Origin of the sequence: Flavobacterium sp. ARAG 55.4 (genome assembly GCF_051846875.1) — a bacterium.
Taxonomy (GTDB): Bacteria; Bacteroidota; Bacteroidia; order Flavobacteriales; family Flavobacteriaceae; genus Flavobacterium; species Flavobacterium plantiphilum.
Window position 1 is genome coordinate 16,695 of the sequence record NZ_JBPYCT010000010.1, and the last position, 21,932, is coordinate 38,626.

At 32.2% G+C, this 21,932-nt stretch carries 24 protein-coding genes; 10 read left to right on the forward strand and 14 right to left on the reverse strand.

The window, feature by feature from the left end:
- The first annotated feature begins 50 nt into the window (after nucleotides 1–50).
- The 3 genes from corA (at nucleotide 51) to ACSV4D_RS11760 (ending at nucleotide 4,519) form a co-directional block, all read left to right on the forward strand.
- Nucleotides 51–1,121: a magnesium/cobalt transporter CorA gene (gene corA, locus ACSV4D_RS11750; protein WP_439228425.1), complete on the forward strand. Its 1,071-nt coding sequence runs from the start codon at nucleotides 51–53 to the stop codon at nucleotides 1,119–1,121.
- Between the two features lie 47 nt (nucleotides 1,122–1,168).
- Complete coding sequence (gene pta / locus ACSV4D_RS11755) at nucleotides 1,169–3,262, forward strand: phosphate acetyltransferase (RefSeq protein WP_439228426.1); 2,094 nt, start codon at nucleotides 1,169–1,171, stop codon at nucleotides 3,260–3,262.
- 72 nt (nucleotides 3,263–3,334) lie between these two features.
- Nucleotides 3,335–4,519 carry an acetate/propionate family kinase gene (locus ACSV4D_RS11760; protein ID WP_439228427.1) on the forward strand — a complete coding sequence of 395 codons (1,185 nt, stop codon included), beginning with the start codon at nucleotides 3,335–3,337 and terminating at the stop codon, nucleotides 4,517–4,519.
- A gap of 2 nt (nucleotides 4,520–4,521) precedes the next feature.
- Here the strand turns inward: ACSV4D_RS11760 and ACSV4D_RS11765 are convergent, their stop codons facing one another.
- The 4 genes from ACSV4D_RS11765 to ACSV4D_RS11780 all read right to left on the reverse strand — a co-directional run bounded on the left by ACSV4D_RS11765 (nucleotide 4,522) and on the right by ACSV4D_RS11780 (nucleotide 8,125).
- Nucleotides 4,522–5,625 carry a PAS domain-containing sensor histidine kinase gene (locus ACSV4D_RS11765; RefSeq protein ID WP_408079245.1) on the reverse strand — a complete coding sequence of 368 codons (1,104 nt, stop codon included), beginning with the start codon at nucleotides 5,623–5,625 and terminating at the stop codon, nucleotides 4,522–4,524.
- Between the two features lie 261 nt (nucleotides 5,626–5,886).
- Nucleotides 5,887–6,750, reverse strand: coding sequence for a hypothetical protein (locus ACSV4D_RS11770; RefSeq protein ID WP_408079744.1), 864 nt, complete (start codon nucleotides 6,748–6,750; stop codon nucleotides 5,887–5,889).
- Nucleotides 6,751–6,765: 15 nt separating this feature from the next.
- Nucleotides 6,766–7,584 carry a 3-deoxy-8-phosphooctulonate synthase gene (kdsA, locus tag ACSV4D_RS11775; protein WP_439228428.1) on the reverse strand — a complete coding sequence of 273 codons (819 nt, stop codon included), beginning with the start codon at nucleotides 7,582–7,584 and terminating at the stop codon, nucleotides 6,766–6,768.
- Between the two features lie 115 nt (nucleotides 7,585–7,699).
- A complete protein-coding gene (locus ACSV4D_RS11780; RefSeq protein WP_408079746.1) occupies nucleotides 7,700–8,125 on the reverse strand; it encodes a 2-dehydro-3-deoxyphosphooctonate aldolase in 426 nt (141 codons plus the stop codon).
- Nucleotides 8,126–8,405: 280 nt separating this feature from the next.
- Between ACSV4D_RS11780 and ACSV4D_RS11785 the strand changes: the two genes are divergently transcribed.
- On the forward strand, nucleotides 8,406–8,963 hold the full coding sequence (locus tag ACSV4D_RS11785) for a YeeE/YedE family protein (protein ID WP_439228429.1): 558 nt from the start codon (nucleotides 8,406–8,408) through the stop codon (nucleotides 8,961–8,963).
- Between the two features lie 95 nt (nucleotides 8,964–9,058).
- Nucleotides 9,059–9,472 carry a DUF6691 family protein gene (locus tag ACSV4D_RS11790; RefSeq protein WP_439228430.1) on the forward strand — a complete coding sequence of 138 codons (414 nt, stop codon included), beginning with the start codon at nucleotides 9,059–9,061 and terminating at the stop codon, nucleotides 9,470–9,472.
- A 72-nt stretch (nucleotides 9,473–9,544) separates the two neighbouring features.
- On the opposite strand, the gene ACSV4D_RS11795 is transcribed toward ACSV4D_RS11790, so the two are convergent.
- The 6 genes from ACSV4D_RS11795 to ACSV4D_RS11820 form a co-directional block, all read right to left on the reverse strand.
- Nucleotides 9,545–9,820, reverse strand: coding sequence for an ATP-dependent Clp protease adaptor ClpS (locus ACSV4D_RS11795; RefSeq protein WP_439228431.1), 276 nt, complete (start codon nucleotides 9,818–9,820; stop codon nucleotides 9,545–9,547).
- A 44-nt stretch (nucleotides 9,821–9,864) separates the two neighbouring features.
- Complete coding sequence (prmA, locus tag ACSV4D_RS11800; RefSeq protein WP_439228432.1) at nucleotides 9,865–10,698, reverse strand: 50S ribosomal protein L11 methyltransferase; 834 nt, start codon at nucleotides 10,696–10,698, stop codon at nucleotides 9,865–9,867.
- A 107-nt stretch (nucleotides 10,699–10,805) separates the two neighbouring features.
- Nucleotides 10,806–11,558 (reverse strand): triose-phosphate isomerase, encoded by a 753-nt coding sequence (tpiA, locus tag ACSV4D_RS11805; RefSeq protein WP_439228433.1) that lies wholly within the window; start codon nucleotides 11,556–11,558, stop codon nucleotides 10,806–10,808.
- Nucleotides 11,559–11,601: 43 nt separating this feature from the next.
- Nucleotides 11,602–12,108, reverse strand: a complete 507-nt coding sequence (locus tag ACSV4D_RS11810) for a TlpA family protein disulfide reductase (RefSeq protein ID WP_439228529.1) — start codon at nucleotides 12,106–12,108, stop codon at nucleotides 11,602–11,604.
- Between the two features lie 270 nt (nucleotides 12,109–12,378).
- The gene (locus ACSV4D_RS11815) at nucleotides 12,379–13,479 is read right to left on the reverse strand and encodes a BT_3928 family protein (protein WP_439228434.1); all 1,101 of its coding nucleotides are present in this window, start codon (nucleotides 13,477–13,479) and stop codon (nucleotides 12,379–12,381) included.
- A gap of 7 nt (nucleotides 13,480–13,486) precedes the next feature.
- Nucleotides 13,487–14,035: a DUF1599 domain-containing protein gene (locus tag ACSV4D_RS11820; protein ID WP_439228435.1), complete on the reverse strand. Its 549-nt coding sequence runs from the start codon at nucleotides 14,033–14,035 to the stop codon at nucleotides 13,487–13,489.
- Between the two features lie 81 nt (nucleotides 14,036–14,116).
- Here ACSV4D_RS11820 and folP point away from each other — a divergent pair, with 81 nt between their 5' ends.
- Entirely contained in the window at nucleotides 14,117–14,941 is an 825-nt protein-coding gene (gene folP / locus ACSV4D_RS11825) for a dihydropteroate synthase (protein ID WP_439228436.1), read from the forward strand.
- Nucleotides 14,941–15,579, forward strand: a complete 639-nt coding sequence (locus tag ACSV4D_RS11830; RefSeq protein ID WP_439228437.1) for a hypothetical protein — start codon at nucleotides 14,941–14,943, stop codon at nucleotides 15,577–15,579. Before folP ends, ACSV4D_RS11830 begins: the two co-directional genes overlap by 1 nt.
- A gap of 18 nt (nucleotides 15,580–15,597) precedes the next feature.
- On the opposite strand, the gene ACSV4D_RS11835 is transcribed toward ACSV4D_RS11830, so the two are convergent.
- The 3 genes from ACSV4D_RS11835 to ACSV4D_RS11845 form a co-directional block, all read right to left on the reverse strand.
- Nucleotides 15,598–16,497: a mechanosensitive ion channel family protein gene (locus ACSV4D_RS11835; protein WP_408079267.1), complete on the reverse strand. Its 900-nt coding sequence runs from the start codon at nucleotides 16,495–16,497 to the stop codon at nucleotides 15,598–15,600.
- Nucleotides 16,498–16,631: 134 nt separating this feature from the next.
- Nucleotides 16,632–17,105 carry a 23S rRNA (pseudouridine(1915)-N(3))-methyltransferase RlmH gene (gene rlmH / locus ACSV4D_RS11840; protein ID WP_408079269.1) on the reverse strand — a complete coding sequence of 158 codons (474 nt, stop codon included), beginning with the start codon at nucleotides 17,103–17,105 and terminating at the stop codon, nucleotides 16,632–16,634.
- A 105-nt stretch (nucleotides 17,106–17,210) separates the two neighbouring features.
- On the reverse strand, nucleotides 17,211–18,419 hold the full coding sequence (locus tag ACSV4D_RS11845; RefSeq protein ID WP_439228438.1) for an MFS transporter: 1,209 nt from the start codon (nucleotides 18,417–18,419) through the stop codon (nucleotides 17,211–17,213).
- Nucleotides 18,420–18,520: 101 nt separating this feature from the next.
- On the opposite strand from ACSV4D_RS11845, the gene ACSV4D_RS11850 reads away from it, so the two are divergent.
- From ACSV4D_RS11850 to ACSV4D_RS11860, 3 genes are all read left to right on the forward strand, one after another.
- Complete coding sequence (locus tag ACSV4D_RS11850) at nucleotides 18,521–19,315, forward strand: AraC family transcriptional regulator (protein ID WP_439228439.1); 795 nt, start codon at nucleotides 18,521–18,523, stop codon at nucleotides 19,313–19,315.
- Between the two features lie 132 nt (nucleotides 19,316–19,447).
- Nucleotides 19,448–20,053: a transcriptional regulator gene (locus ACSV4D_RS11855; RefSeq protein ID WP_439228440.1), complete on the forward strand. Its 606-nt coding sequence runs from the start codon at nucleotides 19,448–19,450 to the stop codon at nucleotides 20,051–20,053.
- Nucleotides 20,047–20,754 carry a DUF3307 domain-containing protein gene (locus tag ACSV4D_RS11860; protein WP_439228441.1) on the forward strand — a complete coding sequence of 236 codons (708 nt, stop codon included), beginning with the start codon at nucleotides 20,047–20,049 and terminating at the stop codon, nucleotides 20,752–20,754. Before ACSV4D_RS11855 ends, ACSV4D_RS11860 begins: the two co-directional genes overlap by 7 nt.
- Before the next feature lie 106 nt (nucleotides 20,755–20,860).
- Here the strand turns inward: ACSV4D_RS11860 and ACSV4D_RS11865 are convergent, their stop codons facing one another.
- Nucleotides 20,861–21,901: an agmatine deiminase family protein gene (locus ACSV4D_RS11865; protein ID WP_439228442.1), complete on the reverse strand. Its 1,041-nt coding sequence runs from the start codon at nucleotides 21,899–21,901 to the stop codon at nucleotides 20,861–20,863.
- Between the last annotated feature and the right edge of the window lie 31 nt (nucleotides 21,902–21,932).

Sequence of the window (21,932 nt, forward strand, 5' to 3'; positions counted from 1 at the left end):
TTATAGTTTGCCAAAAGTTTTTTGTAATATTACTATCAAATGATTTTTATATGAGAAAAATAAAATATAAAAAAACAAGAAAAGTACAGCCAAATCCTTTAGAATATACCGGTAAACACAAAAAATCCGAATCAGAAATGCAGTTGTTTGTGTACGATGAACCGGGTTTTAAAGAAAATAAAAGCATTCATTTATCCGATTTAAAATCCAGTATAGATTTAACTAAAAATAATTGGCTGAATTTACATGGTCTGAATGATATTGAAATTGTGGAAGGAATTGGTTCTCTTTTCGAAATAGATAGTTTTTTATTATCTGATATTCTGAATACTACCCGAAGAACAAAATTAGAAGAGACTAATAATAGTTTGTTTTTTAATATTAAATCTATTTTGCCAACAGAAAACTCAGATAATATAACTGTTGAGCAAATTAGTTTTATGATAAAAGACGGTGTGTTAATTTCGTTTCAGGAAAAACGAAGTGATTTTTTTACACACATCAGAGAACGAATCCGTACAAAATCAGGGATTATACGAACGAAAAGAGTTGACTTTTTGTTATACCTGCTTTTGGATGCTGTTATTGAAAATTTTTACATCACCATTGAAAACGAAGAAGATAAAGTCGAAGAGCTGTTAACACTCTCAAAGGGAAGTGCTAATCCGGAAATTTTAATACGTATAGAAAAACACCGCGATAATTTTAATTTTTTAAAGCGTTCTATTGTACCTCTTCGGGATTCTTTAACCGGTATTAAAAGTTTAAAAGATGATGCTATTTGTAATGTAATCGAAATGGATTCCTTTGTCTATTTTTCCAGACTGCATCAAAAAAGTTTAGAACTCTTAGAACAAATTGAATCCGATATGGGGATGCTGGAAAGTGCTTCCAATTTCTTCTTTTCTTCTCAGGGGCATAAAATGAATGAAATTATGAAAACGCTGACTATTATTTCTTCAATATTTATTCCGCTCACTTTTCTGGCCGGAATCTACGGAATGAATTTTGAATACATTCCTGAACTGAAAATACATAACGGTTATTTTATAGTTATAGGTGTTATGTTTTTAATGGTGCTGGGCATGATAGCTTATTTCAAAAAAATTAAATGGTTTTAAACCAGTTCAGATAACTTAAAATAATTATTAAATCTAAAAAAAACACCATGAACAAAGCCATTTATATTGCAACTTCCGAAAGTAATAGTGGAAAATCAATGATTACTTTAGGATTGATGAGTATGCTAATGGGTAAAACTGCTAAGGTGGGTTATTTTAGACCTATTATCGAAGATTTTGAAGATGAAAAATTAGACAATCATATTGAAACGGTGATTTCGCATTTTGGTTTAGATATTCATTTTGAAGAAGCTTTTGCAGTCACAAAAAGTCAGTTAATCAAAAAGAAAAACAAGGGGAAAATAGGGGATGTTCTGGACTTAATCATTCAAAAATTCAAACATCTGGAAGAACGTTTTGATTTTGTTTTAGTGGAAGGAACCAGTTTTAGTGGTGAAGGAACAGCGATTGAATTAGATATGAACGTCCTTATTGCAAAAAATTTAGGTATTCCGGTCATTATTGTAGGTTCAGGAGTAGGGAAGACACTAGAGGAATTTTTAGACGGAGAATATTTAGTTTATGATTCTTTCAAAAATAAAGAAGTCGAAGTTCTGGCATTTATTGCTAATAAAATTCAGCCTGAAAATCTGCAATTGGCTACCGATGGTTTAAAGAGTATACTGCCAAAAGATGTTTTGGTAAGCGCTGTTCCTCTGGTATCAACTTTAGACAACCCTACAGTTAAAGAAATTGTAGAAGAACTGAATGCTAAAATACTATTTGGCAGCGATTTTATAAACAATGAAGTGGGAAGTTTTAGTGTGGGAGCTATGCAGTTACGAAACTATTTATTGCACTTGAAAGAGAATGCATTAGTAATCACTCCCGGTGACCGGGCTGATATTATTTTAGGAGCTTTGCAGGCCAACGAATCGGCTAATTATCCTACTGTTTCAGGAATTGTTCTTACCGGTAATATTTTGCCTGAAGAAAGTATTTTATTGCTGATTCAGGGTCTAAATAGTATTGTACCTATAATTTCAGTAGATGGCGGTACTTATCGGATAACTAATAAAATAGGTTCTATTCGTTCTAAAATTTACGCTGAGAATAAGCATAAAATTGAAACTTCTGTGAGTACATTTGAAAAATATGTAGATATAGAGGTTTTGTCGGATAAACTCAGTGCTTTTGAAGCAGATGGAATGACGCCAAAAATGTTTCAGTATAATTTAGTTAAAAGAGCCAGACAGCACCGAAAGCATATTGTCCTGCCGGAAGGAAATGATGAGAGGATTATTATTGCAGCATCCCGGCTGTTAACAATGGATGTAGTTGATATTTCGATAATTGGAAACAGAAAACAAATCGAAAATAAAGTAGCCGAATTAGGAATTACATTTGATTTTTCCAAGGTTAATATTATCGTTCCAATCGAATCACCTTTTTATGAAGAGTATGCAAATACCTACTACGAACTTCGTAAAAATAAAAATGTTTCTATAGCTATGGCTAAAGATTTAATGGAAGATGTGTCTTATTTTGGAACGATGATGGTTTATAAAGGGCATGCGGACGGAATGGTTTCCGGAGCAGCACATACGACTCAACACACTATTTTACCTGCTTTACAATTTATCAAGACCAAACCTAACTCAAGTGTGGTTTCTTCAGTATTTTTTATGTGTTTAGAAGACCGGGTTTCCGTTTTTGGAGATTGCGCTATCAATCCGAATCCTACAGCAGAACAATTAGCCGAAATCGCTATTTCTTCTGCTGATTCCAGTCTTGCATTTGGAATAGAACCTAAAATAGCGATGCTTTCTTATTCTTCAGGTTCATCAGGAAAAGGTGATGAAGTTGAAAAAGTGAGAAGAGCCACAGAAATTGTTAAACTCAAACGCCCCGATTTAAAAATTGAAGGACCTATACAATATGATGCTGCAGTAGATATGGGCGTTGGTCAGAGTAAAATGCCCAATTCAGAAGTTGCAGGACAGGCGAGTGTGCTTATATTTCCGGATTTAAACACAGGAAATAATACGTATAAGGCAGTTCAGAGAGAAACAGGTGCATTAGCAATCGGACCGATGTTACAAGGGTTAAATAAGCCTGTAAACGATTTAAGTCGTGGCTGCACTGTTGATGATATTATAAATACAGTGGTTATTACAGCAATTCAGGCGCAGGGGTTGTGAAAAAAAAGCTTAGTGCCTTACGGGCTTAGTATTTTATAAACTAAAATAAAGAAAATAAAGAAAATAAAGAAAATGAAAATAGTTATTATAAATTCAGGAAGTTCTTCTATAAAATACCAATTGATTGATATGCCCTCACAGGAAGTGATTTGTAGTGGTATGATTGACAGAATAGGATTGGATACATCAAATTTAAGTTACAAAACTAATAAAGATTCATTGGAGGAAAGAATACCAATAGCTAATCATAAAACAGGTTTAGAAAAAATAGCCCAATTATTATTGGATGAAAGTATTGGTGTAATTAAAACAACACAAGAAATTGAAGCAGTAGGACATAGAGTAGTACATGGGGGTGCCAGTTTTTCAGATACTGTTTTGATAAATGATGAAATAAAAGAAAAGATAAAAGAGCTTTTTGAGTTAGCTCCTTTGCATAACCCTGCTAATTTAGAAGGAATTATTGTAGCCGAAGAAGTTTTTGCTTTAGCTAAACAAGTAGTTGTTTTTGATACTGCATTTCATCAGACTATGCCTGAAGTTGCTTATCGATATGCCATTCCAAATTATCTATTGATAGAAAACAAAATAAGAGCCTATGGTTTTCACGGGACTTCTCATAAATATGTTTCAGAAAAGGCTATCAGTTTTTTAGAAAAAAGTAATAAAATTATCAGTATTCATCTGGGGAATGGCTGTAGTATTACTGCCGTAAAAAATGGAAAAAGTGTTGACCACAGCATGGGGTTTAGTCCTGTAAACGGATTGATAATGGGAACCCGTAGTGGTGATATTGACCAATCAGTGATTTTTTATATGGTAAATACGCTGGGGTATCAATTAAATGAAGTTAATACAGTATTACAAAAACAAAGTGGTATGCTGGGGCTGACTGGTTATAGTGATTTGAGAGATATTCAGGCAAATGCGGAAAATGGAGATGTCAGTTGTCAACTCGCTTTAGATATGAATGTATACCGCATTAAAAAATATATTGGTTCTTATGCTGCGGTTTTAAACGGAATTGATGCTATTGTTTTTACAGCAGGAATAGGAGAAAACTCCGCATACATTAGGAAAAAAGTCTGTGAGCAAATGGATTTTCTTGGAATAGAATTGGATGAGGATAAAAATAATATGCGCTCGAATGCTATCCGTCAAATCAATACAGTCCGGTCAAAAACTAAAATTTTAGTTATTCCAACTAATGAAGAATTAGAAATTGCTCATCAGGTTTATGATTTAATAGTTAATTAGTGTTACTTTAAAGGAAAGCTAATTGTAAATTTTGATCCCTTATTCACCTCACTATCCAGAGTAATCTGACCACCGAGTGTTGTGATATGATTGTGTACCAAATAAAGCCCGATACCATTACTATCTGCATGTGTATTAAATTTCTGAAATAACCTAAATACTTTGTCTTTTACTTTATCTAAATCAAACCCAATACCATTATCTGAAATAATTAACTGGATGGTATTGTTTTGTTTTTTAGATTTAATAGAGATTGAAGGTACTGTATTAGGTTTTACATATTTTATAGCATTCGTAATCAAATTTAAAAAAATACTTTTTAAATAGGATTTGTTGAAATGTACTTTATCAATTGCAGAAAAATCAACATTAATGGTAGTTTTAGAATTATGGATTAAGGCATTAATCGAAGTTAAAACTTCATTCAGCGAATTGTTTAAATCAATTTCTTCCAATTGGTTATCGCTTTGATTTTTATAATTCAGTACCCGAATGTACTCGTCTAAATTTTCTTTTAAAGTATGAGTGGTACTTTTTAGAATAGTAATAAACTCAGCAATTTCCTCTTTATCAATATTTTCTGTTTCTAAAAGCTCAAAAACAGAAAGCATGTTATTTACAGGTGATCTTAAATCATGTGCTGTAGAATAACTCAATTGTTTAAACTCATTATTGATTTCAGTAAGCCTTTTAAGATGATTTTTTCGTTCCTGTTCCAGTTCTTTTTTATCGGTAATATTTTTTGCTACAGCATAAATTAGTTTTTTATCCTCTACGGGTACTGAAGTCCATAAAAGCCAAACGATCTTTCCGCTTTTAGTTTCATATCTGTTTTCAAAACTAAACAGAGGAACCTGGTTTCTTAAATTTTTTCTGGCTAAGCTTGTTTTTTCTTTATCATTGCTATACACAAAGTGATTAACAGGTTCTGCTAATAATTCTTCGGTAGTATATTCTAAAAGATCAGAAACCGCATTATTGATTTTTTTAAAATAACCATCATATCCTACTATGCAGAATAAATCTTGTGATACATCAAAAAAATGTTCAAAGTTCTGGAAAACATCATAATTATGTACTAAGTCAGTTTCTCTATTTTTGGTCATAAACATTTACTAAAGATTAATTAGTGTTAGGACAAATAAATAGGTTAAAAAAAAGACTTGGGGAGAATTTTTATACAAAAATAATTTTTTTTAGAGATAAAACTGTAAAATTAAGTTTTTTTTTGTGAGATATTTAAATTGGTTTTTTTATTGAGTTAAAAGTTTAGATGATCCCAATGAAATAAAATTTTTCTCTGTATGAAATAAAAAAAAAGCTGCTTTGACAGATTCAAAACAGCTTTTGTAAAAAGTTAAAATATTTTATAATTTAAAAATCCCTCCCAGTGCGATAATCCGCTGCAAGAAGAAAAAGTCCTGCGAAGCTTTATCTGCTGTACTTTGTGTAGTACGAATATCCTGCATATTGATGTAACCGCCTTTTAATTCGCCCTGAATGTAAAAATGTTTAAAGAAAGTGATGTTTAAACCTGCTTTTGCAGATATTCCATAACCCGAAACATGAAAATCATCGTGGCGTTCTTTTCCTAGCAAGGTAGTATTTGTTCGAGGATATAAAAGACCGGCACCCAAACCTTCTGTTAAGTTAATTTGCACTTTGTCGGTGTTGGGAAGTTTGAATAGTTTTGAAATATCGTCAAAACGAGACACTTCAGTATGCACATAATTTAAACCATCAGTATGCTCATAGATAAGAAAAGTCATGTCTGAAAAATCAACAGGAGTATTGTTGTATACCCCGTTGTGAATCGAACCCGGATCAGTTAATGGTAAATTGATTTCTCCGCTGACATTTGCAGTCTGATTTTGCGTCATCACATATTTCATGTGATCTACTCCGATAGTCACACTGTAATGATCACTAAAAAAATATCCTAAGCGTAAATTAGTCTGCGGAATAGTCATTCTCGCAGGGTTAACATAATCTACATTCCAACCTTTGGGTTTATCATGCGCAACCATGTTTTTTACAGTAAAATTATAATCTTTTCCTGTGTAGGTTACATCCGATTTTGAATAATCTTCTCTGTTTCCACCCCAGGAAATGAAAAACTTTCCTTTGTTATGTGCGGTATATTTATCTTGTATTGTTATATTTTCCTGAGCGTTTAAGTTGTTAACAAGTAAAACAGCTGCAAATGCAGTTGTGAATAATTTTTTCACGATTTATTAAAATTTTAATTAAAATGTATTGATGGTTTTTCTAATGGCTACAAGTTTAGTCATTAAACTTTCAAAATAATCCAAATGCAGCATGTTAGCTCCGTCACTTTTAGCATTAGCGGGATCAAAATGAGTTTCAATAAAAAGTCCATCAACACCTACGGCAATACCTGCTTTGGCAACGGTTTCAATCATATCTGGTCTTCCGCCAGTTACTCCGGCTGTTTGATTAGGTTGTTGCAGTGAATGGGTAACATCAAGTACGGTAGAAGCATATTGTTGCATAGTAGGTATTCCTCTAAAATCAACAATCATATCCTGGTAACCAAACATAGTACCACGATCGGTAACCATTACATTTTGATTATTGCAGTCCAATACTTTTTGTACGGCGTGTTTCATACTCTCCGGACTCATAAATTGTCCTTTTTTCAGGTTGACTGTTTTTCCTGTGTTGGCAGCAGCCACAACCAAATCTGTTTGACGTACTAAGAAAGCGGGAATTTGCAATACATCAACGTATTGAGCTGCCATAGCTGCATCTTCATTGGTATGAATATCAGTTACCGTAGGAATATCAAATGTTTCAGATACTTTTCGAAGTATTTTTAATGCTTTTTCGTCACCAATTCCGGAAAAGCTATCAATTCTGGAGCGATTGGCTTTTTTAAACGAACCTTTAAAAACATAAGGGATTTGAAGTTTGTCTGTAATACCAACTAATTTTTCGGCAATACGCAGCGCCATTTCTTCTCCTTCGATGGCACAGGGACCTGAAAGCAAAAAGAAATTATCACTTTCTGTATGCTTAATTTTGGGAATATTATGTATGTTCATGGGTGTTTTTTAGTGATTGCAAATGTAGTTATGATTTGCGATTTAAGACTTAATTTTGTGATTTTTTTAATTAAAAAAAGATGTCTTATTGAGGGTTAAACAAAAACGTATTTGTTTAATCCTGTTTTTTTATGCTTAATCCTACAGGACATTTTAAATACCCTTTTTCATATATATTTAAGTATAAAAGGATTGGTTTTTTCTGACCTTCCCAGCTAATTTCATAAATATTAAGAAATCCGGCTCCCATAGCTGTTCTCTTAGACGGAAAAGGGCAACAGGTTTCTATTTTAGTATACGTTATTTTTTCTCCTTTTGGTCCGGCCAAGGCGTTCAGAAAACGTTCTTCGTTTAATTGTTCATTATAGGTATTGTAGTAGAAAATATTAACGGGATAATCTTTATTGTAACCGTATCTTTTGTCCTTACTGTATTCGGTGATAATAAAAGTGTTGTTCTTAGAAAGTTTGGGTATAGGAGCGTTGTCATCTACATTTTTCAATGTAGAGCGTGTACTGATACAAGAACTGCTTAAAAACATTAAAACAATTGCAACTAATATTTTTTTAGAAACTATAAAAAAGAGGAGTTTTCTATTTTCCTGAATTTTTTTAAGTAAATTAGTTATTAAAGGTAATTTCATAAAATAAATTAATTTAGAAATAGGTATTCTTACAACAGTGATACAAAGATATTCAGAACTTTAAAGTTTATACCAGCTTTTATGTATTTTTTTAAAAGTAGTATTGTTTTGACCTTCTGTAACTTTTCTCACATACCATTTACAGCCTACTGTTTAACTTTGCCAGAAAATAATAAATATGGAATCAATTTATCACACCTGGACATGGTATGTTTCGGGGTTTCTAATCGGCTTAGTAATGCTAATTCTGACTTATTTTGGAAAGTCATTTGGGATGTCTTCCAACTTAAGGACTTTGTGTAGTATGGCCGGTGCCGGAAAAAGAGTTTCTTTCTTTGATTGGGATTGGAAGTCTCAACGTTGGAATCTTGCTGTAGTGGCAGGAGCCATGTTGGGCGGTTTTGTGGCTGTAAATTTTTTAAGTGCCCCTTCAAATGTTTCGATAAGCCCAGAAACGATAGGAATGCTTCAATTGATCAATATTGATGCCCCTGAAGGTAAATTAATGCCGGATGCTTTGTTCTCAAATCAGGTTTTTACTTCTCCGAAGACAATTTTAATTTTGATGATTGGAGGAATTCTTATTGGATTTGGTTCCCGTTATGCTGGTGGTTGTACTTCAGGACATGCTATTTCGGGATTGAGCAATTTGCAGCTACCATCTTTAAAAGCTGTAATAGGTTTTTTTATTGGTGGATTAATTATGGCTCATTTTATTTTACCTTTAATTGTATAAAATATGAAATAAGCATAAACTAAAATTGGTTGAAACTACCAATTAGTTGTATGCGAATTATATATTACCTATAAAAAGACAATAAATATTTAAATATGAAATTAATAAAATTTATTTTGGTTGGATTTGTTTTCGGAATTGTACTAACAAAATCAGAGGCAGTTTCCTGGTACCGCATTTATGAAATGTTCCAGTTTCAGTCTTTTCACATGTACGGAATTATTATGGTTGCTGTTTTAACAGGAGTTATTGGTATTCAAATCATTAAAAAATATCAGTTAAAAGACAGTACAGGAACTCCAATCTGTATTGCCGATAAAGAATCATCAACTACTCGTTATGTTTTAGGTGGAATAATTTTTGGATTAGGATGGGCTTTAGCAGGTTCTTGTCCGGGACCTATATTTATTTTAATTGGAGCAGGTTTTACAAGTGTTATCATAGTTTTTTTAGGTGCTATGATTGGAACTTTTCTTTATGGCGTTTTAAAAGATAAATTACCTCATTAATAATTTAAAAGGCATAAAAAAAAGCATTCGCTTTGACGAATGCTTTAAAAATTGGGTAAATTTTGTAGTTTATTAAATTATTTCGGCGCTTAAACCAGCTTCTAAAAGCTGTGTACATTGTGGTTTTAATTTGTCTAAAGAGCCTGTTTTTACCGTACATTTTCCATTGTAATGAACAATTAGCGAACATTGTTCGGCTTGTTCTGGTGTATGCTGGCAAACACGCATTAGAGTTTCAATTACATGGTCAAAAGTATTCACATCGTCATTGTAAACAATAATTTCATTGTTTTTAGCCGTGACTTCTTGTACGCTTACTCTTTCTCTAATTTTTTCTTTAGTACTCATTGTGTTCTATTTTTGTACTTTAATCATTGATTATAAACAGAGTACTAATTTACGTATTTTAGTGAGACCCAGTTGTTTCTTTCGAATTTTTTAACATAAGTCAAACCTTTTTCTGTGCAGGAAGCATCAATAAAAGGGATGTCTTCATTGTAAAAACCGCTTAGTAACAAAGTTCCTTTTGGGTTCAAACAATCAACATACGTTTGCATATCGTTCAACAAAATATTTCTGTTAATGTTGGCAATAATTAAATCGTATTTTTTATCTTTTAATAAAGAAGCATCGCCTTCATAAACACTAATGTTTTTACAATTGTTGCGCTCAGCATTTTCAATAGAATTTAAATAACACCAGTTGTCAATATCGATAGCATCAATAGGTTGAGCACCTTTCATTTCGGCAAGAATAGCAAGAATAGCAGTTCCGCAACCCATGTCTAAGGTTTTCATTCCAGTGACATCCATTTCTAATAAATGTTGAATCATCATGTGTGTTGTTTCATGATGACCTGTACCAAAACTCATTTTGGGTTCAATTACAATATCAAACTCCGCATCAGTTTTAGGGTGAAAAGGAGCACGAACATGACATCTTCCATCTACATCAATAGGTTCAAAGTTTTTTTCCCATTCTTCATTCCAGTTTACCTGATCAATTTCTTCAAAAGAATAATCAATTTCAAATTCTTCTGAGTGCAAAATATTTACATTTTCAAGAATCATTTCGTCCCATAAATCTTTTTGAACAAAAGCGGATATTCCGGTTTCTGTTTCGGTAAAACTCTCGAAAGCAAGTTCGCCTAATTCGGCAATTAAAATTTCAGAACCCAGTTCTTTTGGTTCAATGCTAAAATGGTAGGCGATATAAATATTGGACATAATTGTTTTAATTTTTTGCAAAGGTAGTATTTCTCTTTTATGAAAATCATAAAAATAAAAAAAGCGATAAAATGGATTATCGCTTTTCTGTATGTAGGATTGTTTTTTTAGATAGCTGTTACAATTGCAACAAAATCATCCGCTTTTAATGCTGCTCCACCAATAAGACCACCGTCTACATCTGGTTTTCCGAAAATTTCTTTAGCATTTTCAGGTTTTACTGAACCTCCGTAAAGAATAGTTACGTTTTCAGCAATTTCTTTTCCGTAAGCTTTAAGAACTGTTTCTCTGATGAATTCGTGCATTTCCTGTGCTTGTTCCGGAGAGGCAGTTTCACCTGTTCCAATAGCCCAAACTGGTTCGTAAGCTAAAACAACTTTATCCCAAGATTTAGCATCAATTTGGAACAGACCATCTTTCAATTGGTTTTCAACAATATTGAAATGATTGTTTGATTGACGGTCTTTTAATTCTTCGCCAAAGCAAAAAATAACAGTCATATCGTGTTTTAAAGCAGTGTTTACTTTATCAGCAATTAAAGCGTCTGTTTCATGGAAAATAGCTCTACGCTCAGAGTGACCTAAAATAACTGTGTTTACACCAACTCCTGTTAACATGTCAGCAGAAATTTCTCCTGTAAATGCACCACTTTCAGTTTGGTGAACGTTTTGTGCCGAAACACTAATGTTAGTTCCTTTTAATTGGTTTACAGCTGCAGCTAAGTTTACAAATGTAGGAGCCACAATTACTTGTGCTGTAGTGTTTGCAGGTACTTTTGCAATTAATTCACTTAATAATTCGCTAGTTTGTGCGGCATTTTTATGCATTTTCCAGTTTCCTGCTACAATCTTTTTTCTCATTTTAGTAGTGTTATATTTGAATTTTGTTTTTTTATGCGGTAAGTTATTCTTTTTCTAATTGGCTTAGAGTATTGTTAATTTGGTCAAAATCAGTTTCAATGGCGCGATACAATACAATCTTTCCTGTTTTGTCTATAATGATGTATCTAGGAATCCAGTCTAAATCAATCGCTTTTGCAAATACGCCACTCATTTGATCATTTGCCATAAAATGCGCTCCTTGTAATTGATGTTTTTCAATTCCGGATTTCCATTTATCGGCCGTTTTATCCATTGAAATAAAAACATAAGCGGTTTTGGGATGTGCTGCTTGCAATTCTTTTATTTTTGGCATTGCTTTTACACAATCTCCACACCAGGAAGCCCAGACTTCAATAACTACATTTTTACCTTTGTTTTGAGACAGTATTTCACTAAAAGCAACTTGCCCGTTGTTAGTTGACAACAGTGTTTCAGATAAGGCTTCTTTAGAAAATTCCGTTTTTTGTGCTGTTGATTTTGCACAGGACACGAAAACTAAAGCCAGTAGAATAAGTGTTATTTTTTTTATTTTTTCCATTGTTACAAAGTTAAAATAAACAATTTGATTGCTGTTTTCATATTGTTATTTTTTAAATATTCTTTAATAAAATAACAAATACAGTATTTTGAGTTATAAAAAGCCAAATGAAAACGTAATAGTTGCTTTCCCATTTTTTATTTGGTATAATAAAATTGAAAATTATAGTTTCAAAAAGCTAAAAAACTACTTTTTTGCATACGAAAACTAAGATAAAAATATAAAAAAAACAACTATCAGAGTAATGATAAGCTTTTATTTCTATAGTTTTAAATCACTAATATCCTCGTAATGTACTTTTTGTTTTACAGTACCTTTTTCCAGAATTACAATACTTGGGTTGGCTCTTTCAATTGTTTTTAATGCAATCGCATCACAAATATAAAAATCGAAGTCTAAATTGTATTTTTTTTGTGCTTTCTTAATTTCCTGCTCAGAAGAATTGGTCATACCAATGACTTTATATCCTTTTGCAACAGCTTTTTTATTTAAGTCTGCTAATTTTTGCATTCCGTCAGTGTCTGATTTAGTGAGGTCATACGTTACTATCATTAGTAATTTAGATTCTAAAAGTAATTCCTCTTTATAATCAGAACCATCTTTCATCATCGTAAAATCGTGAATAGGAGGAACGTAACCTTCGCTGATTACCTGATCTTTTCGGTCTACAAATTCAGCGCCTTCAGGAAGATTCATTAAGTCATCTTCACTAAATTCTTTGTTAACACCGTTTACTTTATAAATAAAAGTCATTTTAACTACGGCTTGCGGAGCACCTTCAGGTATTTCCATTGCTTTTTGAATATTCGTTCCTACTTTGTAAGGACGGAAATCAATAATTGGTAAATGATTTAAGACATAATATGCCATAAAAATGGAAGCAGTCATTCCTAAAGCTACTAATAGATTTTGAGTTCCTTTACTGAATAATGGTTTCACTAATTTTTTATTGATAAATAAAACCAGGATAAAGAATAAAAGGACAACATCTTTAGTAAATGATTCCCAAGGCGTAAGATGCAATGCATCTCCAAAACAACCACAGTCTTTCACTACATTATAATATGCAGAATAAAATGTAAGGAAAGTAAAAAATACAATCATTAACAGTAAACTCCAAATGGTAAATTTAGGCTTGTAACCTATGAGTAACATGATTCCTAAAAGGACTTCTGCAATAACCAAAAATAGCGCTAATGATAAGCAGAAAGGTACTAAAAAAGGCAGGTTAAATACAGGTTCACTAAAATACTCGGCCAATTTATAAGAGAAACCTACGGGGTCATTCAGTTTAATTAAACCTGAAATGATAAATAAAATACCAACAAATATTCTTGAAAACTGAGTAATGATGTTCTTCATAAGAATGTTATTTTTTATCGGCAAAACCCATTAAAATTAAAGCAAAAACAGAGTAGTTAATCATGTCCTGATAATTGGCATCAATCCCTTCAGAAACAATTGTTTTTCCTTTATTGTCTTCAATTTGCTTCACGCGAAGTAATTTTTGCAAAATCAAATCGGTCAAAGAACTTACACGCATATCGCGCCAGGCTTCGCCGTAATCATGATTTTTAGCTTCCATTAAATCTTTGGTTAACTTTACTTTAGCATCATATAAAGAAGTGGCTTTAGCAGTGTTTAAATCCGGTTGGTCAACAACACCAAATTCTAACTGGATTAAAGCCATGATAGAATAATTGATAATTCCGATGAATTCACCCGATTCGTCCTCGTCAACTTTTCGAACTTCGTTTTCTTGTAAACTACGAATTCTCTGGGCTTTGATAAAAATTTGATCGGTTAAAGAAGGCAAACGTAAAATACGCCAGGCGCTTCCATAATCCTGCATTTTATTCACGAATAAGGAACGACAAATTTCAATTACCTTATCGTATTCTTGAGAAGTATTCTTCATTATTGATGTATATTTGTCTAAAATTTTCTCAAAAATAGGGATAAATTTTAAAAAGATTCTACTTTAAACAAAGATTAAAAAATGACAATTAATTGCAAAGGACAACTGATTGATTTATCGCAACCTAAAGTGATGGGGATTTTGAATATAACACCCAATTCTTTTTTTGATGGAGGAAAGTATTCCAGTGATGATGAAATTATTGCTAAAGTTCAAAAAATGCTGGACGAAGGAGCCACATTTATTGATGTTGGTGCTTATTCCAGTAAACCAAGTGCCGAGTTTGTTTCGGAGGAAGAAGAAATCAGCCGAATTGTTCCTGTAGTACAGTTGTTGTTGAAATTTTTTCCGGATATTTTGTTGTCTATAGATACTTTTAGAAGTAAAGTGGCTAGCGTTTGTATCGATAATGGTGCTGCTATTATTAACGATATTTCAGCCGGAAATCTCGATGATAAAATGATGGAAGTGATTGCAAAATACAATGTGCCTTACATCATGATGCACATGCGTGGTACACCACAAAGCATGCAAAGTTTAACGCAATATGATGATATTATAAAAGAAATTTTATTCTATTTTTCTGAAAAAATAAGCAAAGCCAGAAGCTTAGGGATTAATGATTTGATTGTGGATCCAGGTTTTGGTTTTGCAAAAACAATTGAGCAGAATTATGAAGTTATGCAAAAGTTAGAATTATTTCATAATTTAGATTTGCCGTTATTAATTGGGATTTCCAGAAAATCAATGATTCATAAAACCTTAAAAATTAGTGCCGAAGAAGCCTTGAACGGAACTACTTTTTTAAATACAATTGCATTGACTAAAGGAGCTCAGATTTTAAGAGTACATGATGTGGCAGCAGCTGTTGAATGTATAAAATTATTTCAAAAACTGAACCAGTAATGATGAAATATTTAAGTCTTATTTTAGGGGTGTTGTTTTTTTCCTGCGGAAATAAAGAAGATATTTTATTGCCAAAATCAGATACTACAGTGGTTAGTGATGTTCAGGATCATTCGCCCATTTATATTTTTTTTAGAGTAAGTGAAAAAGATACTTTGGCAGAAGTCAATCGAAAAAACAGTATTATTACAACTAATTGGATTTTTAGTATTGATAAACGTTTGCCCTTAAAATTAGTGATTCCCGAAGTAATAAAACTTCAGGAAAAAAAGCATCAGGAAAAAGCACACAGGAATGAAAAAGCTGAGAATTTCTATGCTTATGCCGATACGGTAAAAGAAAATTTGGCTTTTTTACCTTTTACAAAAGTGAATTATACAATGGGGAAACCTAAAAATAATGATTTTGTAATTTTATTTAAAAAAGCTACTGATATGGTTTGGTTAAATGGAAGAGGCATTAAAAAATCAGATTTGATTCAGGAATTTTTCAGTATTCAGTTTATTACAAAACCTCATGTGGTTACTCAGTTTGAAAAAAATATGTCTTATGGAGAATACATTGACAATAAAGTGATATTGCTAAAATTTGATTTGTACAGTACCAATCCAATTTCTTCAAATGAATTTATTTTTTAGTACTAACTTTAAAATAGCTTACTCTTTTTCCTGTTTAATTTGAACAGGCATTTCGTTTAAAGTTGTTCCTCCTTTGATGCCAAAATCTAATGTTCGGATTGGGAACGGAATCATAATATCATTAGCATCATAAGCTTTCTTGATTTTTATAATTGCTTCACTGCCTACTTTATTATAAACGGATTGTTCGGGAGTATTAATCCACATTCTAACGGATAAATTCACAGAACTATCGCCAAATTCAACAAAGAAAACATTTATAGTATCTTCTTTTGACAGTTCTGCAATATCACTAACGGCATCAAGTGTAATTTGCCTTACTTTTTCTAAATCATCTCCATAAGAAACACCTACACTTAAATCGAAACGCCTTTTTTGAAGAAAACTGTAATTTTCTATAGGATTCTGGAAGACTTCTTTGTTTGGAATAATAACGGTTTTACCTTGAAAAGTTTCTATGATGGTATCTCTAAGATTAACCTCTTTTACTTTTCCCATATAATCTCTGATTTCGACAATATCACCCACTTTTAGAGGTTTTCTAAACGAAATAAAAATCCCCGACATGAAATTAGCTGCAATATCCTGAAAAGCAAAGGCTAAAGCTAAGCCTAAAATCCCTGCACCGGCTAATATAGAAGTAACCGCTTTATCTAATTTAAGAATGCTTAGCACCGTAAATATTACAATTCCTAAAAAGATAAAATAAATGATGGAACTGAATAAATTATTTAAAGTTAAATTTTTAGAAATTTTACCAATTAGTCTGGTTGCAGTTTTTTGAATAAATTTAGCCAGATAAAACCCTAATACCATTACAATTGCCGCTACGGCAATGTTAGGAAGGAGTTTGATAAGTGCTTCGCTCCAGACAGTTAATTTTTCAGTTATTAAATCAGTAATTTTATTGATGTCCATATTTTTTCAATGAAAATTTAATTAGTAATTCATTGACAAGATACCAAAAGTTTCGTTTTATGACAACTATTGCTCCATCAAAGTAGAGCATTTTAAGCTGTGTGGATATAATTTACCCCTTTTAAAAGACAATTTTACTGATGGTGATACGGTTCATTTCTTAAAATGGTAAACCCACGGTATAATTGTTCGATAAAAAATAAGCGTACCATTTGGTGAGAAAATGTCATTAGCGAAAGTGAAATTTTTCCTTGTGCTTTGGCATAAACCGTATCCGAAAAGCCATAAGGACCGCCAATGACAAAAACCAGTGTTTTAATTCCGGAGTTCATTTTCTTTTGTAATTCTTCTGAAAAACCTACGCTGGAAAAGTTTTTTCCGTTTTCATCCAATAAAATCAGTTGGTCAGTTGAAGTTATTTTTGACAAAATCAATTCACCTTCTTTTTCTTTTTGCTGACTTTCGGATAAGTTTTTTACATTTTTGATATCCGGAATAATTTCTAAATCAAATTTGATGTAGAAAGACAGGCGTTTGGTATAATCGTCAATTAAGCTTTGTAACGCTTTATTATCAGTTTTGCCTATGGCGATGAGTTTGATGTTCATTTTGGATAATTTTCGAAGCCACAAAGATATTAAACTAGTTTTTGATTTAATAATTACCGCAAATTCGCAGATTTAATGAAAATTGCGAATTTGCGGTAAAAAAAATTAGTTTACTTTTTTACTTTCAATATTAGGTAAAAAACCGGTTATGATTCCCAATAAAGGCAAATAAGCACAAACATTAAAAACATAAGTAATACTTGTGGTATCTGCTAAATTTCCTAATACAGCTGAACCTAAACCAGCCATTCCAAAAGCAAATCCAAAGAATAACCCGGCAACTAAACCCACTTTTCCCGGAAGTAATTCGGTAGCATATACTAAAATCGCTGAAAAGGCTGAAGAGATAATTAATCCAATAATAACCGATAAGATTCCCACCCAAAATAAAGAAACGTACGGCAATAAAAGAGTGAAGGGAGCCGCACCTAAAATGGAAATCCAGATTACATATTTTCTTCCAAACCTATCTCCTAAAGGACCTCCTATTAAAGTTCCGGTGGCTACAGCACCTAAAAAAGTAAATAAATACAGCTGAGAATCCTGAATACTTATATGAAATTTATCAATCAAAAAGAAAGTATAATAGCTGGTAATACTGGTCAGATAAAAATATTTTGAAAATATTAAAGCCAGTAATATTATTAATGAAAAAGTTACTCTTGTTTTTGATAAATGATGCGGTATAATTTCATTTTGAATTTTTCCTGCATTTTTTAATGATAAATGATCGCTGTACCATAATGCAATTTTGTACAAAACAAATATTCCGATTAGTGCAATAAGGCAAAACCATACAATATAACTTTGTCCATGCGGAATGACAATTAGAGCCACTAATAAAGGACCAATGGCGCTGCCGGCATTTCCTCCTAATTGAAAAATAGACTGAGCCAAACCTTTTTTTTCACCTGACGCTAAATGAGCTACTCTGGAAGATTCAGGATGAAAAATAGATGACCCCACACCTATTAAACTAACTGAAATCAATAAAAAAGAAAAGCTGGAGGCTATTGAAATAAGGTATATTCCGATTAAGGTAAAACTCATTCCGATTAATAATGAATAAGGTTTTGATTTTTTATCCGTATACATCCCCACAAAAGGCTGTAAGACAGAAGCTGTAACCTGATAAGTAAAAGTGATAAGTCCGATTTGTGAAAAGCTTAGTTTAAAATTATCCTTCAATAAAGGATAAACAGAAGGGATTACTGCCTGTAATAAGTCATTAATTAGATGAGAAAAACTAATGATAAATAAAATAGAATAAGTTGTTTTTTTGATTATATCGGGATGTGTTTTAACATTTTCCATGAGTTGTTTTTTAATTATAAAATTCTTTTAAAATAACAGCTGTATTATTTTTTTACAAAGATGATAAGAAAAATTATTGTCTTAATTATTATATTTGGACAATGAATAACGATAATCAGACATATAAAGTAGTAGATTTTGGATTTCAGATCAATTCTGCTTTGCCGGTTACAGGATATACTGAAACAGTTACCAATGCTGTTTGTTTGTCTCACTCACATCCTCGCGCACAATTAATTTATGCCACCAGCGGAGTAATGAATGTAGTGGTTGATAATCAAATTTGGGTTGTGAATCCATTACAGGGATTATGGATTCCGGGAAATACGGAACATCAGGTTTCTTTTCAAAAAGATGTGAAATTGTATAGTGTATTTATTGATCCGGCCTTTACAGCTGATTTGCCCACAGTTAGTTTTTCTTTTGATATTTCGGTTTTTCTAAAACAATTATTGTTTAAGATTATTTCATTTGAAAGTAATGATGTAATTACTCCTTCACAAAAAAGAATCATGGATGTTTTTTTGGACGAAATGGCTTTGATTGAACCTAGCGCTACTTTTTTACCTACTACAAATCATTTGAGATTAAAAAATGTAGTTCAGCTTTTGCTTAATGATGTGGCGAGTAGATATACGATAGATTATTACGCTGAAATTTCGTCTATGAGCAGCAGGACATTATCCCGTTTGTTTATCAGGGAACTAGGTATGAATTTTAGTGATTGGCGTATTCGGTTAAAATTACTGGAAGCCATAAAACGACTGGGAGAAAAACAATCGGTAAAAGAAATTGCTTTTGATTTGGGTTATGAAACCACAAGCGCATTTATTTTTATGTTCAAAAAGCATCTGGGCAAGACTCCTTCTACTTATATTTTAGAAAGTAATGAATAATTTTTAAGTGATTTATCGTTAAATAAGACGATATTTTAAATTATCGTTAAAATAAGCGATAATTTCACTATATTGCTTTTATTTTTATAAAAGTTCAAAATATTTTACAGGCAAATCCATAAACACTAATCTATGAAAGCAGTAATTACAGGAGATATAATTGATTCGCGAAAATTGAGTTCGGCAGTTTGGATGTCGGATTTAAAAGCAGTTTTAAATCAATATGGGAGTGAACCTAAAAACTGGGAAATTTATCGAGGAGACAGTTTTCAATTAATTATAGCTGTTGAAGATGCTCTTGAAGCAGCATTGCTGATCAAGGCAGCGGTAAAACAACATAAAGAATTAGATGTACGAATGGCAATAGGAGTGGGGAAGGTAGATTATTTATCTGATAAAATTACAGAATCTAATGGTGCGGCATTTATTAATTCAGGAGAATGTTTTGAAAATTTAAAAAAACAAACTCTGGGGATACAAACACCCTGGGAACAATTCAATACTACTTTTGCTGTTATTTTTTCTTTTATGCTTATTATTGTCGATAACTGGACAAGTACTTCAGCGGAAATAGTAAAAAAAGCTTTGGAAAATCCGGAAATTAATCAAAATCAGCTGGCTTCTGCTTTAAATAGAAAAAGTCAAAGTTCGATTAGCTCATCGCTAAAGAGAGCAGCTTATGATGAATTAAAGAACATGATTGCATTTTACAAACAAGAAATCAAAAAACAATGGTAGCATTATTTTTAAGTTTGCTTTTAGCACATTTTGCAGGAGATTTTTTAATGCAGCCTTCTTCCTGGGTAAAAGATAAAAAAAAGCGAAAAATAAAATCGAAGTTTTTGTATTATCACGTGGCCGTCCATTTAGTATTATTACTAATTACTACACAATTTAATTCCGAATATTCAGGTGCCGTTTTTTTAATTACAGTAAGTCATTTTGGTATTGATTGTGCTAAATTATATTTCGAAAAAAAGAAAACTGAAAAAAAATGGTTTTTTGCAGATCAGTTTTTGCATCTGTTGGTAATTGCGTTTGTTGTAAATTATTATTATCCATATCAGATTCCGTTTGCTCAATTGTATTCGGAGCAAAGTTTAGCCCTAATTACAGCTTTAATTTTAGTAACTTACGTAAGTGCTGTTCTTTTAAAAGTATTGTTATCAAAATGGAGTGAACAGATTGTGAAAACAGACAGCAATGATACCAATAATGCGGGTAAATATATTGGAATTCTGGAACGGTTATTTATTTTCTTTTTTGTTGTAATGGATTTTTGGGAAGGAATTGGTTTTTTGCTGGCAGCAAAATCTATTTTTCGTTTTGGTGATTTGAAAGAGTCAAAAGATGTTCGCCTTACAGAATACATTTTAATAGGTACATTAATGAGTTTTGGATTAGGAATTCTTTTTGCAATGCTTTATAAATTGTTATAAATAAAATATCGCTAAATAAAGCGATATTTTTAAATATTGCGTTATTTAGCGATATTGCTAAAAACAGAACGGTAATAATTTCTAATTGTCGTTTTGAGATGCTTTTTTAAGCAGGAATTTGTTGGCTCAGGCAGTGTAAAGTACCGAATCCCCAAATTAAATCGACAGCACTAATTCCGATTATTTCTCTGTCAGGAAAACATTCCGCCAAAATATTTAATGCTTTGCGATCATTTACATCATTAAAAGTAGGTACCAGAACACAATTGTTTAAAATCAGAAAATTAGCATAACTTGCCGGCAAACGTAAATCTTCAAAATCCAAACGTTTTGGCATAGGCAAAGTTACAATTACAGGTGATTCTCCATTTTCTAATTTGGCATTCTGCAGTCGTTTTAAATTATCCTGTAAAGGTTCATAATTTTTATCTGATTGATTTGTTTCAATAATGGTTACAATAGTGTTTTCGTTGATGAAACGACATAAATCATCTATATGACCATGCGTATCGTCCCCCTGAATACCATCGCCCAGCCAGATCACATTAGTAACACCTAAATATTCTTTAAAAACAGTTTCATAATCTTCTTTGCTAAAACCTGCGTTGCGTACCTGAATGCTTTGATGCATCAGGCATTCTTCGGAAGTTAATAAAGTACCTCGACCGTTTACATCTATAGCACCGCCTTCTACAATTACAGGTTTTCCGTTGTAAGTAACCTGTGTTAGAGGGAGATTTAAAAAATCAGCAACTTTAGCAGGGACATGTTTGTCAAGTTGGAAGTTTTTGTATTTAGCCCAGCCGTTAAAGTTAAAATTCAAGGCTTCTCTTTTACCGTCTTTATAAACAACAATAGGTCCGGAGTCACGCATCCAGCTGCGATTTGTTTTTTGAATAATAAAGAAAACCTGTTCTAAGTTTACATGCGCTCTACTGAGCATGTCATTAACTTTCGCTTTTAATTTTTCGTCAATCACTACCAGAAATACCTTTTCATAAGTAGCTACTTTTTTAATAAACTCCACAAAAGCCCATTGAATCGCTTCATATTTCCCTGGCCAATCGTTTCCGTTATGCGGAAAACAAAGCAAAATTCCTTCTTGTTTTTCCCATTCAGCAGGAAAACGTCTGTTTGTAGTTGTCATAAAAAAAGCTAAAAATTATAAGACTGCAAAT

Bases quoted from the DNA above. Each gene is read 5' to 3' on its own strand.
- corA (WP_439228425.1), top strand. From the start codon at position 51: ATGAGAAAAATAAAATATAAAAAAACAAGAAAAGTACAGCCAAATCCT.
- pta (WP_439228426.1), top strand. From the start codon at position 1,169: ATGAACAAAGCCATTTATATTGCAACTTCCGAAAGTAATAGTGGAAAA.
- ACSV4D_RS11760 (WP_439228427.1), top strand. From the start codon at position 3,335: ATGAAAATAGTTATTATAAATTCAGGAAGTTCTTCTATAAAATACCAA.
- ACSV4D_RS11765 (WP_408079245.1), bottom strand. From the start codon at position 5,625: ATGACCAAAAATAGAGAAACTGACTTAGTACATAATTATGATGTTTTC.
- kdsA (WP_439228428.1), bottom strand. From the start codon at position 7,584: ATGAACATACATAATATTCCCAAAATTAAGCATACAGAAAGTGATAAT.
- ACSV4D_RS11780 (WP_408079746.1), bottom strand. From the start codon at position 8,125: ATGTTTTTAAGCAGTTCTTGTATCAGTACACGCTCTACATTGAAAAAT.
- ACSV4D_RS11785 (WP_439228429.1), top strand. From the start codon at position 8,406: ATGGAATCAATTTATCACACCTGGACATGGTATGTTTCGGGGTTTCTA.
- ACSV4D_RS11790 (WP_439228430.1), top strand. From the start codon at position 9,059: ATGAAATTAATAAAATTTATTTTGGTTGGATTTGTTTTCGGAATTGTA.
- ACSV4D_RS11795 (WP_439228431.1), bottom strand. From the start codon at position 9,820: ATGAGTACTAAAGAAAAAATTAGAGAAAGAGTAAGCGTACAAGAAGTC.
- prmA (WP_439228432.1), bottom strand. From the start codon at position 10,698: ATGTCCAATATTTATATCGCCTACCATTTTAGCATTGAACCAAAAGAA.
- tpiA (WP_439228433.1), bottom strand. From the start codon at position 11,558: ATGAGAAAAAAGATTGTAGCAGGAAACTGGAAAATGCATAAAAATGCC.
- ACSV4D_RS11815 (WP_439228434.1), bottom strand. From the start codon at position 13,479: ATGAAGAACATCATTACTCAGTTTTCAAGAATATTTGTTGGTATTTTA.
- ACSV4D_RS11820 (WP_439228435.1), bottom strand. From the start codon at position 14,035: ATGAAGAATACTTCTCAAGAATACGATAAGGTAATTGAAATTTGTCGT.
- folP (WP_439228436.1), top strand. From the start codon at position 14,117: ATGACAATTAATTGCAAAGGACAACTGATTGATTTATCGCAACCTAAA.
- ACSV4D_RS11830 (WP_439228437.1), top strand. From the start codon at position 14,941: ATGATGAAATATTTAAGTCTTATTTTAGGGGTGTTGTTTTTTTCCTGC.
- ACSV4D_RS11835 (WP_408079267.1), bottom strand. From the start codon at position 16,497: ATGGACATCAATAAAATTACTGATTTAATAACTGAAAAATTAACTGTC.
- rlmH (WP_408079269.1), bottom strand. From the start codon at position 17,105: ATGAACATCAAACTCATCGCCATAGGCAAAACTGATAATAAAGCGTTA.
- ACSV4D_RS11845 (WP_439228438.1), bottom strand. From the start codon at position 18,419: ATGGAAAATGTTAAAACACATCCCGATATAATCAAAAAAACAACTTAT.
- ACSV4D_RS11850 (WP_439228439.1), top strand. From the start codon at position 18,521: ATGAATAACGATAATCAGACATATAAAGTAGTAGATTTTGGATTTCAG.
- ACSV4D_RS11855 (WP_439228440.1), top strand. From the start codon at position 19,448: ATGAAAGCAGTAATTACAGGAGATATAATTGATTCGCGAAAATTGAGT.
- ACSV4D_RS11860 (WP_439228441.1), top strand. From the start codon at position 20,047: ATGGTAGCATTATTTTTAAGTTTGCTTTTAGCACATTTTGCAGGAGAT.
- ACSV4D_RS11865 (WP_439228442.1), bottom strand. From the start codon at position 21,901: ATGACAACTACAAACAGACGTTTTCCTGCTGAATGGGAAAAACAAGAA.